General features: G+C 66.8%; 12 protein-coding genes. 6 read left to right on the forward strand and 6 right to left on the reverse strand.

Annotated elements, in window-relative coordinates; translation table 11 throughout:
* Nucleotides 1–347 precede the first annotated feature (347 nt).
* Nucleotides 348–1,055 carry a FadR/GntR family transcriptional regulator gene (locus ACWF82_RS06360; protein WP_452498563.1) on the forward strand — a complete coding sequence of 236 codons (708 nt, stop codon included), beginning with the start codon at nt 348–350 and terminating at the stop codon, nt 1,053–1,055.
* A gap of 213 nt (nt 1,056–1,268) precedes the next feature.
* Here the strand turns inward: ACWF82_RS06360 and ACWF82_RS06365 are convergent, their stop codons facing one another.
* The 3 genes from ACWF82_RS06365 to ACWF82_RS06375 form a co-directional block, all read right to left on the reverse strand.
* Entirely contained in the window at nt 1,269–2,039 is a 771-nt protein-coding gene (locus ACWF82_RS06365) for a MerR family transcriptional regulator (protein WP_452498565.1), read from the reverse strand.
* 72 nt (nt 2,040–2,111) lie between these two features.
* Entirely contained in the window at nt 2,112–2,765 is a 654-nt protein-coding gene (locus tag ACWF82_RS06370) for a GNAT family N-acetyltransferase (RefSeq protein WP_452498567.1), read from the reverse strand.
* 373 nt (nt 2,766–3,138) lie between these two features.
* Entirely contained in the window at nt 3,139–3,588 is a 450-nt protein-coding gene (locus ACWF82_RS06375) for a hypothetical protein (protein WP_452498569.1), read from the reverse strand.
* Nucleotides 3,589–3,605: 17 nt separating this feature from the next.
* Here ACWF82_RS06375 and fxsT point away from each other — a divergent pair, with 17 nt between their 5' ends.
* Nucleotides 3,606–5,885 (forward strand): FxSxx-COOH system tetratricopeptide repeat protein, encoded by a 2,280-nt coding sequence (gene fxsT, locus ACWF82_RS06380; RefSeq protein WP_452498571.1) that lies wholly within the window; start codon nt 3,606–3,608, stop codon nt 5,883–5,885.
* An 85-nt stretch (nt 5,886–5,970) separates the two neighbouring features.
* Here the strand turns inward: fxsT and ACWF82_RS06385 are convergent, their stop codons facing one another.
* The 3 genes from ACWF82_RS06385 to ACWF82_RS06395 form a co-directional block, all read right to left on the reverse strand.
* Complete coding sequence (locus ACWF82_RS06385) at nt 5,971–6,861, reverse strand: DUF5995 family protein (protein WP_452498573.1); 891 nt, start codon at nt 6,859–6,861, stop codon at nt 5,971–5,973.
* Nucleotides 6,862–7,017: 156 nt separating this feature from the next.
* Complete coding sequence (locus ACWF82_RS06390) at nt 7,018–7,989, reverse strand: hypothetical protein (protein WP_452498575.1); 972 nt, start codon at nt 7,987–7,989, stop codon at nt 7,018–7,020.
* A 110-nt stretch (nt 7,990–8,099) separates the two neighbouring features.
* Nucleotides 8,100–9,008 carry an IclR family transcriptional regulator gene (locus ACWF82_RS06395; RefSeq protein WP_452498577.1) on the reverse strand — a complete coding sequence of 303 codons (909 nt, stop codon included), beginning with the start codon at nt 9,006–9,008 and terminating at the stop codon, nt 8,100–8,102.
* Between the two features lie 87 nt (nt 9,009–9,095).
* Here ACWF82_RS06395 and cysD point away from each other — a divergent pair, with 87 nt between their 5' ends.
* Genes cysD through ACWF82_RS06415 form a run of 4 tightly spaced genes read left to right on the forward strand, consistent with a single transcriptional unit; the run spans nt 9,096 to nt 13,850 of the window.
* Nucleotides 9,096–10,001 (forward strand): sulfate adenylyltransferase subunit CysD, encoded by a 906-nt coding sequence (cysD, locus tag ACWF82_RS06400; RefSeq protein ID WP_452498579.1) that lies wholly within the window; start codon nt 9,096–9,098, stop codon nt 9,999–10,001.
* Nucleotides 10,001–11,854, forward strand: coding sequence for an adenylyl-sulfate kinase (gene cysC, locus ACWF82_RS06405; RefSeq protein ID WP_452498581.1), 1,854 nt, complete (start codon nt 10,001–10,003; stop codon nt 11,852–11,854). The genes cysD and cysC overlap by 1 nt, the downstream gene beginning before the upstream one ends.
* Entirely contained in the window at nt 11,851–13,068 is a 1,218-nt protein-coding gene (locus tag ACWF82_RS06410; protein ID WP_452498583.1) for a hypothetical protein, read from the forward strand. The genes cysC and ACWF82_RS06410 overlap by 4 nt, the downstream gene beginning before the upstream one ends.
* Nucleotides 13,065–13,850 carry an SDR family oxidoreductase gene (locus ACWF82_RS06415; RefSeq protein ID WP_189028542.1) on the forward strand — a complete coding sequence of 262 codons (786 nt, stop codon included), beginning with the start codon at nt 13,065–13,067 and terminating at the stop codon, nt 13,848–13,850. Before ACWF82_RS06410 ends, ACWF82_RS06415 begins: the two co-directional genes overlap by 4 nt.
* Nucleotides 13,851–13,867 lie beyond the last annotated feature (17 nt).

Consider the following 13,867-nt stretch of genomic DNA (forward strand, 5'->3'; position numbering starts at 1 on the left):
CGTCGACCGTGGCGCACCGCGTCGACCGCACCATAGGCCTCCGAAGACCGCGCGGGCCGATGCCACGTTCAGGCCACCGCGCGACTACGCACGCCGATCCGCGAGGCCACCCCGCAGCGTTGCGTCATCCGAGGACACCGGCCGAGACAGTGGCGGGACGGCGACCGCTACAAGTAGCGGATAATTGCTACGGCGGACATGCTCGACACGCATCCGGCCCTGATCGTATCCGGCTCCGGATTCGATCGGATTCGCTCAGGTCAGGCATATGGAGGAACGTGGACAAGCGAGCATCGGCCGACGACCCGGTCAACACCGCGGGCCCCTCGACGAACAAGCCGACACAGGTGGCGGCACAGCTGAGAGCACTCATCGTCGGCAGCGACCTGAACGAAGGCGACTTGCTGGGCACCGAGGCCGGGTTGCGCGAACGCTTCGAAGTATCCCGACCGTCCCTGCGCGAGGCCCTTCGCATTCTCGAGGCCGACGGCCTGATCTCCATCGTGCGCGGCGCCCTCGGCGGAGTGATCGTCCGTCGGCCCGACCAGCGCATGACCGCACGCGCGGCGGCGCTGGTGCTGCAATCGCGCAGCGTCGCCCTGGCCGATGTCTTCGACGCCAGCGCGATCATCGAACCCGCGGCTGTGCGCATGGTCGCCACCGCGCGCGGCCACCAGCGAGCGGCGAATCAGCTACGCGACATCGTCTTCGAGCAGAAGCGCACCATCGACGATCCCTTGGCCTGCACCGAAGCCATTATCCGCTTCCATAGCGAACTCATTTTCCTCGCAGGCAACCAGACATTGATCCTCGTCTGCGAGATGCTCAACGAGGTGATCACCCGGGCGATCACCGACGTGCTCACCCGAAGCAGCGACCAACCCACAACCGCACGCAGACGCACTATCCGCTCACACGAGCGGCTGATCGAGCTCATCGCCGCCGGGGACGGCGACGCCGCTCAGACACACTGGAACAGCCACATGGCGAAACTGCGCCGATCGCTGCTCGGAGAGCGCGCCGGGGCAGTCATCGACCCGAGCCGTCACCGTTGAGTCACGAACTCAGACGAGACCGTCAACCACCCAAATTCCTTACGATGCAGCGATTCTCCGGGCTGCTCTCGACCAGTGACAGGCGCTCTGCCAACCGTCGCTGTTCCAGGAAGTGTGGCACCGGGAGGTCGATGGCCGTGCCGAAAATTGGCTCCGGACAACAGTTCACACTGCAGGCGGTGCCGTTCTTGTTCTCGGAGGGCAACTATCGGCTCAAATGAGCCGAGTGTCGGCGAAGACCACCATCGCGTCGCGGTAGTACTCCGCGAGCCCGGGGGCGATCCGGTCGAAATTCACGGTGTGGGCCGGGTTGTCGAGGTACGTCTGTGCCAGCTTCTTGAACGCGTGAGCATCCGGGTCCCAGGTCGGGCGGATGAGCTGGTACGCGACGTCGATCTCGGCCTGGACAGAGAAATCGCTCACCGCCGTGCCCGATGCCATGAGTTCGGCCATGCGGATCATCGCCGCTGTCGTTTCCCGTTGCATCCGCGCTATTTCCTCGGCGGTCAGCGATTCGGTGAACCGCTTCGACCGCTCCCGCGTCTGCTGCTGGTCCGGAAAACCGTCCACTTCTAGTGATTCGTATCGACTCGGGTCGAAACCTTCGAAAAGGTTCTCCGGCCTGTTGATCTCGACCATGCCCGCTGTTCCTTCCTGTCTCTCGAGTTCCTCGATGGTGCGGGCAAGGGTCTGCGCGACGCGAGCAAGCCGATCACGCTCGTGGCTTACCCTCGCGTAGTGGTCGCGCAGAGCCTGCACATGGTCGATCTGCTGATCGAGTATCGCTGCGATGGCGTCGAGCCCCAGGTCCAGCTCCCGCAACACGAGGATCTGCTGTAGCCGCAGGAGCTGCTCCCGCTCGTAGAAGCGGTAGCCGTTGCTGCGGATGCCCGCCGGACGTAGCAGTCCTCTTTCGTCGTAGTGACGAAGCGTCCGCGGCGTCACTCCTGACATGCGGGCTAGCTCGGCGACCGACCAGGACACGCCCACACCTCCCGTCGAAACTCGGCCGGCCTGTCCGGCACCTCGACGCTAAACATTGCCGCAGCGTGAACCTCAAGGCCTTCGGATGCCGAAGAGCGGCAAGCATTCCGCTAGCCCGGCGACTTCTACGGGGACGCTTCGATGGGCTTCCCATCGGGCATGCGTGAGCCGCAGTCGTCGGAGTACCGCCGGCTTTCCCCGTACCGCGTGTACTTCGATACCGTCGGGCTCGTACCCGAGTTTGCGCGAGACCCTATGGGAGCCATGGTTGTCCTCGAAGGCGCCGGAGACCGCCGAGTTCGCCCCGAGCCAGGCGAAGGCCAGCTCCAGGACCGCGGCCCGCATCTCCGTGCCGATCCCTTGGCCGTGGTGGGTCCGGCCGAGCCAGGAGCCGGTGTTCACCTCGGAGCAGACCGCGAAATTCTTCGCTCCGAGAGACTGGGTGCCGACCACCATTCCGTCTCGGAGCACGACAAGGTTGAGGCTCCATGCGTCGGCCTGCCACCCGGCCCAGCATCGCCAGTGCCACTGCAGTACCCGCTGTGCGCGGACGTCAGGTTCCGCGTCTGTCCACTCCGCGATGAAGGGTTGCACTGCCGGGTCGTGCACACCCTCAGCGGCCAGCCCGGCAAGTGCGCCCAGGTCCTCCGGACTGGGCATCCGCAGTTCCAGTCGGGGTGTCCGCACCTGTAATCCAGCCAGGGGCCAGTACGTCGTCAGGCTCATACCGGTCATCATGGCCATCGGACGGCCGTCCGGGCCAGCGAATTGCCGACGAGGCGCTGGCCACACGGCGATACAATTCCCGCCGGAACGCCGACAAGTCCATCGAAGCTCCGGCAACGCCGGCATCGTGCACACTATTTACCGAAGCTCTCGGTCGAGATTCGTTCTGTCGCAAGATGAATCATCAACCAAGGGCCTCGCCCACCATCAACCTGGAGGGCCGCACGAGCGGCCCCCAGGTACTCGAGCTAGGCATCGCGCCGCAACGGACCACCGGAAAGTGTTGCCCGAGTTGACATTTCGTTGTCCTACAGTGGCGTAGCGATCTATAATTGACCCGCCGGAGGAAGTTTCCGGGGGCGAACCGAGTCAGCTACCGCCGGTCTGATCGACCGGCCGACAGCTCGGGCAATGGCAGGTGCAGCGCGAAGGGTTCGGTCACCCGGATTTCTCCAGTCGATCGGTCGGACAGCTCGTATTCACCCGTCGGCAATCTCACGTAGACAGCGACTGCGAAGGGAACCAATCCGATACGCCAATAATGCGGGGCCGGGACGGGCGGCGGCATGAAATCGGTGTCGACGGACACTTCGACCAACAGTATCGGCATCGAGTCAGCGCCGGTCAGACGCACCTGAGGTGGCGCCATGTCGGTCGTGATCGTCACCCCAGCGGGTGCGGTTCGCCGGAGCCGAGCCGCGAGTTCGACCAGAACGGATTCGTGAAGCGGGAGTGGGGTGCCATCGGTCGTGATGATGTCCAGATCATCGATGGTCCAACTATCGAGAGGCATTGTCGGGACATGGTCGTCCTGGCTGGTCACACCTGAAAGGTTAGTAGATGAGCGGCAGGCTGCGGCGATTTTTGCGGAGTGCCGCCTGGCCGGCCGTATCCGGAGCGGGAGCGTTCACCGCCACCGCTGCCGGCTGGGCTTCCACCGCGGGGATCGGGTGGATACAACTGTCGTCCGCGGGTGCCGCTGCCCTGCTGACGGCGGGTGTCACCCATGCCGAGCTACGGATGCGCACCACCGTCGCCCCCGCACCGACGCGGACCGAACAATTGACACAATCGCCTCCTCGGAACCCGGTATTCACCGGTCGCGACGCCGAATTGGCCGAAATCGAGCGACTGCTGGCCGGGCCCACGCCACTTCCCGTCGTGCTGTGCGGCATAGGCGGAGTGGGCAAGACACAGTTGGCGATCGAGTACGCGCACCGATTCGCGGACCGGTACACACTGATCTGGTGGGTGGACGCGGAGAACAGTGATCTCGTCGCCGGTCACCTCGCGGCATTGTCCGTCCGGGCCGAGGTGGTGGCGCTAGGGACCGAGACCTCTGTCGCCGCGCATCTCGCGATTGCACGGCTGCGCTCACAAGCCTCGCTGATCGTCTTCGACAACGTGGAGGAACCGGCCGCGATCCGAGCATGGTTGCCGGGACCGCCGGTACACGTCATGATTACCTCGCGTCGCGGTAGGTGGAACGAACTGGCCGTGCCCGTCACGCTCGACGTACTGAGCAGACCCGATTCGGCGGCGTTGCTTCGCCGGCAGTGTCCGAGTCTGAGCCAAGGGGATGCCGAACGCCTCGGCCAAGCACTGGGGTACCTACCGCTCGGATTGGCACAAGCGGCGGGAACCCTGTCGGAAACGAGGATGTCCGCGTCGGAATATCTGTCTGTCCTCGACGCCCGGGCGGTCAGCCTGCTCGATGGCGAAGCGCCCGCGGGTTATGGCCGGTCGCTGGGGGCCGCCACACGGTTGTCGGCGGGCCGACTCGCCGCCGCTGATTCCGCTGCAGGACGGCTGCTTTCGATGTGTGCGCTCATCGCGCCCGAACCGGTTCCCCGTTCGCTGCTCGTCACCATCGTGGCCGCGCCGCGGCCGGACGAGGAAAATATCGCGCCACAACGAGATATGTGGTGGCAACTCACGGCATCGATCGGACGTTTCGGCCTCGCACGCATCGACGAATCCGGACTGCAACTGCATCGACTGACCCAAACGATCCTCCGTGCCATGATCACCGACACCCAAAGGATGGAATTGAGCGAGCAGATATGCGCGGCCCTTTCAGCGGCACATCCGGGAGACCCCAGTGATGCCACGACATGGGCGCGCTGGGCGGCATTGTTGCCACATCTGTTGGCCGCCGAGGCGGACAACAGCACCGACGAGCGGCTTGCGGACATGTTGTGTGACACCGCGTGGTATCTGGCCGCGCGCGGTGACTGCGAGCCGAGCCTGCACTTGGCTTTGCGATTGCACGAGCGCTGGCGCCAGGTGCACCACCCGGATCATCCCTTCGTGCTGCGGGTCGCGAACAGTCTGGCCTTCGCCTATCGCGGTCTCGGTGACTTCGAGGCCGCTCACGAACTGGACGCGGATGTGTACTCCCGGCGCTGTCGGCTGAACGGCCGAGACCATCCCGACACGCTCGCCGCTGGGCACAATTTGGCGATCGACCTGCACGCACGCGGCTCCCTCATCGCGGCTCGCGACCTCAACGAGGAGATTTGGCGGATCCGTCGCCGAGTGCAAGGGCCGGAACATCCCGACACCCTCGCCGCCGCCAACAACCTGGCCTTCGATCTTCTCGCCTGTGGTGACCCCGAGCGCGCGATCTCCCTCGACGATGAGACATTGGAAATCCGGCGACGGGTACTCGGCCTCCGAGACCACTGCACGCTCACCTCGGCCAACAACTTGGCCGTGAGTTATCGCGCGACGATGAACCTTTCGTCCGCTCGCCGGCTCCACGAGGAGACGCTGGCTGAGCGCTGCGACATCCTGGGAAGGGAACATCCGCATTCCATGACGTCCTCGAACAATATGGGGGTATGCCTGCGCGCATCGGGGGAGGTCGAGGAGTCTGTGGCCATCCATGAGGACCTCCTGACCCGTCGCAGGCAGTTGCTTGGCGACAAGCATCACGACACCTTGACGACAGCGAACAATCTCGCTGTGGCCCTGCACTATTCGGAAGATCGAGATCGGGCGACGGCACTGTTGAGGGACACTCTGGACAAGCGCAGGAGTTCGCAGGGTGATCGTCATCCCGACACCTTGATCGCGGCGAGCAATCTCGCGATGGCCTCGAGGCCGGCCGGGCAGTGATTTCGGTATGCCGCGACAGCCGTCGATTTGTCTAGTGGCAGCGGCCTGAATGTCTTTGCGCTGCATACTCATTGTTGGAAGTACATCAGAGGGCGTTGATCCGCGCGAGCGCGTCGAAGGCCAGGTCAGCCGCCTGCCACAGGGCGGTGACCTCCGCGCGCACCGCAGGGGCGAGGGCGGGGTCTTGCAGGGCAAGGCCATTGGTGAAGATGACGGTGTTGGCGCCCAGGTCGGCGGCGATGAGCATCTGCTCCGTGGCGACGCCGGCGCCGAACAGCTGGTCGAGTCCCTCGCCGACGAAATAGAACCGCCACAGCGGGCCGAGGTCGGCGCCGTAGACCGCTTTGGTTCTGTCGACGATCACGTCGCCGGCGGCGGCGATGCTCGCGACGATCTTGAAGTAGTCCGGGGCGTTCTCGGGTCGGCTGCCCACTGCCGCCACCGAATACGTCAGGTCGACCGTGAGATGGGCGTTGTAGCCCGCCATCGCGGTGCGGGCTCTGGATGCGCCGCAGTCCTGGGCCAGGGAGAAGTAGTGGGCCCAGTGGGGTTCGGTGACGCCGCCGGTGAATTCGGCGTGGAGGTTGTCGAGGAATCGGCGCAGGAGGTCCGTGCTGATCGCATGCGCGTATTCGCGGTTCACGAAGGCGGCGGGGTCGCGCTGGAGCGGCATGACGGCCGCGTACTCGACGCCGTCGAGCCCGATGGCGAACAGACCGCGCAGATCCCGGTGGGCGACGAGGATCTCGGTGATCCGGTGGTGCCGGTCCACCGCGTTCTCGAGCCGCGCGAGACTGTCGGCGCCGGTGATCGTCGAGGTATCCGACAGCCGTGCGATATCGGCGATATCGCCGGCCGACAGGGTCGAACCACACGCCGTATCGCGAACGGCGCCGGTGGCCGGTCCCGCGACGACAGCGGGCAGGGTCATGATCAGGGCCGCAGCGACAGCAGCTATTCCGCTCGAAACACGCACCCGCAGATTCCACCACCCGCGCGCCAACCCCGCAGCGTACGACACGACGCGAAGCAGGTCGCGAAACCGGGCGAACAGTGCAATAGCCTGGGCGAATGCCTGCCACCGACTTCACCGATTATCGAGCCACGCTCCCGAAACAGACCTGACCGGAGCTCAGACCAGGCGCAAGCTGGTGATGATCTTCTTGGCCTGGTCGGCGGTGAGTTCGCCGGTGGCGTTGCGGTCGACGAGAAGGGTCAGCACCAGCAACGTGTTGGCGGCGTTCTTGAAGGCGAACGTGTACACCGAGTACGAGTCGGCGGTGCAGCCGGCGACCGCCGGCTTCCAGGGGCCCGTGCTCTCGACGAACTGGCCGGTGACGCCGCTCTGGGTCGTGAGCGCGGTCGGTGAGGTCAGCTTTCCGCCGGTGGGGTCCGAATATCCGCCTGCCGCAGCGATTTTCGCGACGGCCTTGGCGGCGGCCGCGGGATCGGATTCGGTGGTCGTGGTGACGCCCGCCATGGCGCGATAGGCCGAGCCGGGGCAGTAACTCTCGCCCTCGGTCGCCTGGCCGCGGCCGTTCATCGAGCCGAGCCCCGTGGTGAAGGACATGGTGTCGTACTCCTCGGAGACCGACCACGCCGACGGCACGTCGTAGGCGACGCGGTAGGAGGCGACGAGCACGCCCTTCGAACCCGGCGTCGCCGGTGCGGTGGTCGTGCCGGACAGCGGTCCCGCTTTCACCGTCGTCGCGGTGGTCGAGGTCGCCGCGGCGGAGGTGTCGTCGGAACTGCTGGTGCCGATGACGACGGCGGCGATCCCGACGACAGCGATCAACGCGACAACGACGACCACGGCGATGATCACACCGGCGCTGCTTCCGCCGCGCGGCGGACCCGGATTCGGTTGTGGCGCATACCCGTACGGCTGTTGCGCATAGGGCTGGTGGCCGTAGGGCTGCGGCGCATAAGGCTGCTGACCATACGGCGGCTGCCCGTACCCAGGCTGTGGCGCACCGTACTGCGGCGGCGGATATCCACCCGGCTGCTGCGGGATGGCGGGCTGGGAGTAGGGGCCGGCTCCGGCCTGCGGGGACTCCCCCGACATGCCCGGCGCCTCCCACCAGCGATCGCTGTCGTTTGCCACGTCGAGTCCTCCCTCGCCACCTGCCTCCGCGACCGTCCTGCGGGTCAGGCCAGGTTCACCCCGTCAGCGTAATGGTGAACCGTCCTCGACGGGCGGCGTGGGCCGGTCGGCTACACCGCGCCGATCCGGTCGGCGGCGGCGACGGTGGCGGAACCGAGCTCGCTCAGCGCCGCCGCCGACAAGCGGGTGTCGGGGCAGCTGACAACCGCGGCCACCACCGCGCCACTCGCATCGCGCACCGGCGCGGCGAGGGTGACGACGGCGTTCTCGGATCCGAGTTCGTCGGGCAGGTAGTCGATGGTGATCAGTTCGGTGATGACCGACCCCAGTTGTGCGCGCAGTGCCGCGGTGATCGGCGAATCACTCAGTCCGGCAAGCACTTCCAGCATGGGTGTCGAATCGTCGACGAGGCGTTCGACCGAGTAGCCGCGGGCACGGATCTCGGCGAGGACGCGGGCCAGCCGATCGCGGTGGACCGGATCGGCGGCCGCGAGCCAGGTCTGCCGGGCCGGTTCGGGCGCCCAGGCGACGAATTCACGGCAGACAGGCGGCGCGAGCGGGAGCCTGCGGCCCGGGCGGATCCAGCCCGCGGACGGGTGCCCGACGACCTCGGTGACCACGATGCTGTCCCCGTCGCGTTCGGCGAGGAACACCGGGTCGCCGGTGCGCTCGAACAGGGCACGCAGGTGCGGTGCCGCGGTACGGCGCAGCGGGAAGGCCGCTTCGGCCCGGCGGGCGACGGTCAGCAGGCGCAGACCGATGCCGTAGCAGCCGTCGTCGTCGCGCACGGTCCAGCCGTCCGCGGTGAGCTGGGTGAGCACCGCGTGCGCGGTGGCCCTGGACAGTCCCGCTTCGCGAACGATCCGGGCCAGGGACAGCCGATCGGCCGGGTGCCGCGAGAGCAGCTCGAGCACCTTCACGACCCGTTGCGTCGGCGGTGACGCGACACCCACTTCGCCCACCGAATCAGCGGTCGCCTCTTGACCGGCGCCCTCGGCCCGGCTTATCGTCGGTGTCACAATATCGAACAATAGCGTCGAATATTCGACATTGCAACCCGGTGGCGGAAGTCGGCCGCCGGAGCAGCGGAACGAAGTGGGTGAACAGTGCAGACGGGGTACGAGTTGTCGCATCTGGCGGCTTTGGAGGCCGAGTCGGTGCACATCTTCCGGGAGGTGGCGGCCACGTTCGAGCGGCCGGTGCTGCTGTTTTCCGGCGGCAAGGATTCGGCGGTGCTGTTGCACCTGGCGCGACGGTCCTTCTGGCCCGCGCCGCTGCCGTTCCCGCTGCTGCACGTGGACACCGGACACAATTTCGACGAGGTGATCGAGTTCCGCGACCGGACCGCCGACCGCACCGGCGCGCGGCTGCTGGTCGCGCGGGTCCAGGACGACATCGACGCGGGCCGCTCGGTGGAGCGCCCCGGCGGCACCCGTAATCCGTTGCAGACCACCACCTTGCTGCGGGCGATCGGTGAGCACCGGTTCGACGCCGTGTTCGGTGGCGCGCGCCGCGACGAGGAGAAGGCGCGGGCCAAGGAACGAGTCTTCAGCTTCCGTAACCGTTTCGGCGAGTGGGATCCGCGGGCGCAGCGGCCCGAGGTGTGGAACCTCTACAACGGGCGGCATCAGCAGGGCGAGCACATTCGCGTGTTCCCGCTGTCGAACTGGACCGAGCTCGACATCTGGGAGTACATCGACCGCGAGGCCGTCGAGCTGCCGACGCTGTACTACGCGCATCGGCGCCAGGTCGTCGAACGCGACGGCATGCTGTTGTCGGCGGGCCGATTCATCACCCCGCAACCAGGCGAGCACACGTTCGAGGCGACGGTGCGGTTCCGTACCGTCGGCGACGCCACCTGCACCGGGTGCGTCGAGAGCGACGCGGACACCGCGGCGAAGGTGATCGCCGAGACCGCCGCCACCCGGCTGACCGAGCGCGGCGCCACCCGCGCCGACGACCGGATCTCCGAGACCGGCATGGAAGACCGCAAGCGAGAGGGCTACTTCTGATGAGCCGCAACCTGTTACGCCTGGCGACCGCGGGCAGCGTCGACGACGGCAAGTCGACCCTCATCGGCAGGCTGCTCTACGACTCCAAGTCGCTGTTCGACGACCAGCTGGCCGCGATCGAGCGGGTGAGCACCGAACGCGGCGGGGACTCGGCCGATCTCGCGCTCGTCACCGACGGGCTGCGCGCCGAACGCGAGCAGGGCATCACCATCGACGTCGCCTACCGCTATGTGACGACACCGCGGCGCAAATTCGTCATCGCCGACACCCCGGGCCATGTGCAGTACACCCGCAATATGGTCACCGGCGCGTCCACCGCCGACCTCGCGCTGATCCTGGTCGACGCCCGCGCCGGGGTGTCCGAGCAGACCCGCAGGCACGCCTTCCTCGCCACCCTGCTCGGGGTTCCGCACCTGGTGGTGTGCGTGAACAAGATGGATCTGGTCGACTGGTCGCAGGAGCGATTCGAGGAGATCCGCGCCGAATTCGCCGCCTTCGCCGCGAAATTGACGGTCGGCGACCTGAGTTTCGTGCCTGTCTCGGCCCTGCTCGGCGACAATGTCGTCGACGGCTCCGAGCATATGGACTGGTATCCCGGACCACCGCTGCTGCGCCACCTCGAGGACGTGCACATCGCCTCGGACCGCAATCTCATCGACGCGCGGCTGCCGATCCAGTACGTCATCCGGGCCCAGCAGGGCCTCGACCATCGCAGCTACGCGGGCACCGTCGCGGGTGGCATCTTCAAGCCCGGTGACGAGGTGGTGGTGCTGCCCGCCGGGCATTCCTCGCGGGTGCGCGAGATCTGGGGGCCGGGCGGCACCAAGGTCGACGAGGCGTTCACCGGGATGGCGATCTCGCTGACGCTCGACGACGAGATCGACATCGGCCGTGGCGATCTGCTGGCCAGGCCGGGCAACCGCCCGCAACAGGGCGCCGATCTGGACGCGATGGTGTGCTGGTTCTCCGAGACCACGCAGTTGCGCGAGGGCGCGCGGTATCTGGTGCGCACCGCGGCACAGACCTCACCGGCGGAAGTCACCGCCATCGAGTACCAGCTCGACGTCAACACCTTGCACCGGGTCGAGGACGTGGACGCGTTGTCGCTCAACGACATCGCCCGGGTCCGGCTGCGCAGCAGGCAACCGCTGCTGTTCGATCCGTACCGGGAGAACCGGCGCACCGGCAGTTTCATCCTGATCGACCCCGTGACCGATCAGACGGTCGCCGCGGGCATGGTCACCGGGCGCGATACCGGCGTGCACGCGGCACCGGCGACGGTGGTCTGGCACCGCTCGGCGGTGACCCGCGAGGATCGCACGCACTCCGGCGCCACGATCTGGCTGACCGGCCTGTCGGGCTCGGGGAAGTCCACGATCGCGGTCGAGGTGGAACGTCAGCTGGTCGCGGCGGGACGCGCGGCCTACCTGCTCGACGGTGACAATCTGCGGCACGGTCTCAACGCCGGACTCGGCTTCTCCCCCGCCGACCGGGACGAGAACGTGCGCCGGGTCGCGGAAGTCGCGGCATTGTTCGCCGATTCGGGTGCGGTCGCGATCGTGTCGGTGATCAGCCCGTTCGCCGAGCAGCGTGCCCGCGCGCGCACCACGCACGCCGAGCGGATGTTGCCGTTCCACGAGGTCTTCGTCGACACGCCGTTGCCGGAATGCGAACGGCGCGACCCCAAGGGCCTCTACGCCAAGGCTCGCGCCGGTGAGCTGCCCGGTTTCACCGGCATCAGCTCGCCCTACGAACGACCCGAACACGCCGATCTCGTCATCACCCCCGATCTCGGCTCCCCCGCCGACATCGCCGCCCATATCCTCCGAGAGCTAGGAATCGCAGAACGTTGACCCACTCCAGTACTGCCACCGAAGCCGAAAGCACCGCGCCATCGGAGCCGCTCACCGCGCCGTTCACGGCCGCGGTGGCTCAGGCCGAAAAGCTCATCGCCGGCGCCGAATTCGTGCGTAGCGAGACCGATCTCGCCGAGGGCTACGACTACCTCGCCGCGAGCGTCGCCGCCTGCCTGCGGCTCTCCGGCGCGCACGGCACCAGCCATCCGTATTTCGTGTCGTCGACCGGCCCGTACGCGAAGATGGGCCTGGACAATCCGGACACGCTCTACTACCACGCGAATATCGAGCCCGACGCCGAGTATGTGGTGAGCGGCGTGCGCGGCAGCACCGTGGACCTCAGTTTCCAAGTGCTCAAAGGCGATTACACCGCGACCGACGTGCCCGGTGGGGAGGACGCCTTCGACGATCGGCGGATTCCGATCGCCGAGGACGGCAGTTTCTCGATCCGGTTCGGCCCCGCCAAGCCGGACGCGGGTCCCGGCTACTTCGCGCTCGGTGAAGGCGCGTCCATGCTGGCCGTGCGCGAGGTCTACAGCGACTGGACCGAACGCAAGGGCTCGATCCGCATCGAACGGGTCGACACGATCGGCACCGCCCCGGTCGAGCCGGATCTGGCGCGGATGCGCAAACGCTACGGCGCCGCGGCGAAGATGCTGCTCACCCGGGTGCACACCTGGTTCAACTTCCCGAAGTGGTTCTATCTGGATCTCCCGGTGAACACCCTCACCGCGCCGCGGCTCACCCCGGGCGGCCTGAGCACCCAGTACTCCTCGGTGGGGCATTTCGATCTCGCCGACGATCAGGCGCTGGTGATCACCGTCCCGAAATCGGATGCGCCGTATCAGGGTTTCCAGCTGGGCAGCCTCTGGTACATCTCGCTGGACTACGTCAACCACCAGACCAGCCTCAATCACGCGCAGGCGCAAGTGGATCCGGACGGGATGATCCGGATGGTGGTCAGCAAGCAGGATCCCGGCATCGCGAACTGGATCGAGACCACCGGGCGCACGCGGGGCATCCTGCAGTTCCGGTGGCAGCGCACCGACCGGCCGATGACCGAGGCCGACGGCCCGACCGTCACCCTCGTGCCGGTCACCGAGGTCGCACAGCACCTCCCCCATATCGAACACAACCGGATCGACGCCGCGGCCTGGCGTGACCGGATCGCCGCCCGGCAACGGGCTTTCGCCGAAAGGATGCTCGGATGAGCGGGGCATTGTTGGATGGAAAAGTCGTCGTCGTTTCCGGGGTGGGTCCCGGGCTCGGCCGGTCGATCTGCCTGGAGGCCGCGGCCGCGGGCGCGACGGTGGTGCTGGCGGCGCGGACCGAATCGCGCCTGCTCGAGGTAGCCGCCGAGATCGAGGCCGCCGGTGGTGCCACGCTGAGCGTGCCCACCGACATCACCGACGAGGCAGCGGTCCAGAATCTGGTGGCGAAGACCGTCGAGACATTCGGGCGGGTGGACGCGCTGGTGAACAACGCGTTCTCGGTGCCGTCGATGAAACCGCTAGACCGCACCGACTTCGACCACATCCGCTCGAGCCTCGACATGACGGTGCTGGGTGGACTGCGGATGACGCAGGCGTTCACGCCCGCCCTCGCCGAGTCCAAAGGCGCTGTGGTGATGATCAATTCGATGGTCGTGCGGCATTCCGAACCGCGGTACGGCAGCTACAAACTCACCAAGGCCGCGCTGCTGGCGATGTCGCAGACCTTGGCGACCGAGCTCGGCGGCAAGGGTGTGCGGGTCAACAGTGTGCTGCCGGGCTATATCTGGACCGACCAGCTGAAGTGGTACTTCGGTCAGGTCGCCGAGAAGTACGGCATCACCGTCGAGCAGGTCTACGAACAGACCGCCTCGAAATCCGACCTGAAGCGGTTGCCCGAGCCCGACGAGATCGCCCGTGCCGTGGTGTTTCTCGCATCCGACTGGTCCTCGGCGATCACCGGTCAGACCCTCGACGTCAACTGCGGCGAATACCACAACTGAGCAAGGAGTTTCCTTCG

The sequence above is a fragment of the Nocardia sp. NPDC055053 genome, from assembly GCF_053608285.1.

Excerpts from the sequence above, each read along its gene's own strand:
- cysC (WP_452498581.1), top strand. The coding sequence starts at position 10,001 with ATGAGCCGCAACCTGTTACGCCTGGCGACCGCGGGCAGCGTCGACGAC.
- ACWF82_RS06415 (WP_189028542.1), top strand. The coding sequence starts at position 13,065 with ATGAGCGGGGCATTGTTGGATGGAAAAGTCGTCGTCGTTTCCGGGGTG.
- fxsT (WP_452498571.1), top strand. The coding sequence starts at position 3,606 with ATGAGCGGCAGGCTGCGGCGATTTTTGCGGAGTGCCGCCTGGCCGGCC.
- ACWF82_RS06370 (WP_452498567.1), bottom strand. The coding sequence starts at position 2,765 with ATGAGCCTGACGACGTACTGGCCCCTGGCTGGATTACAGGTGCGGACA.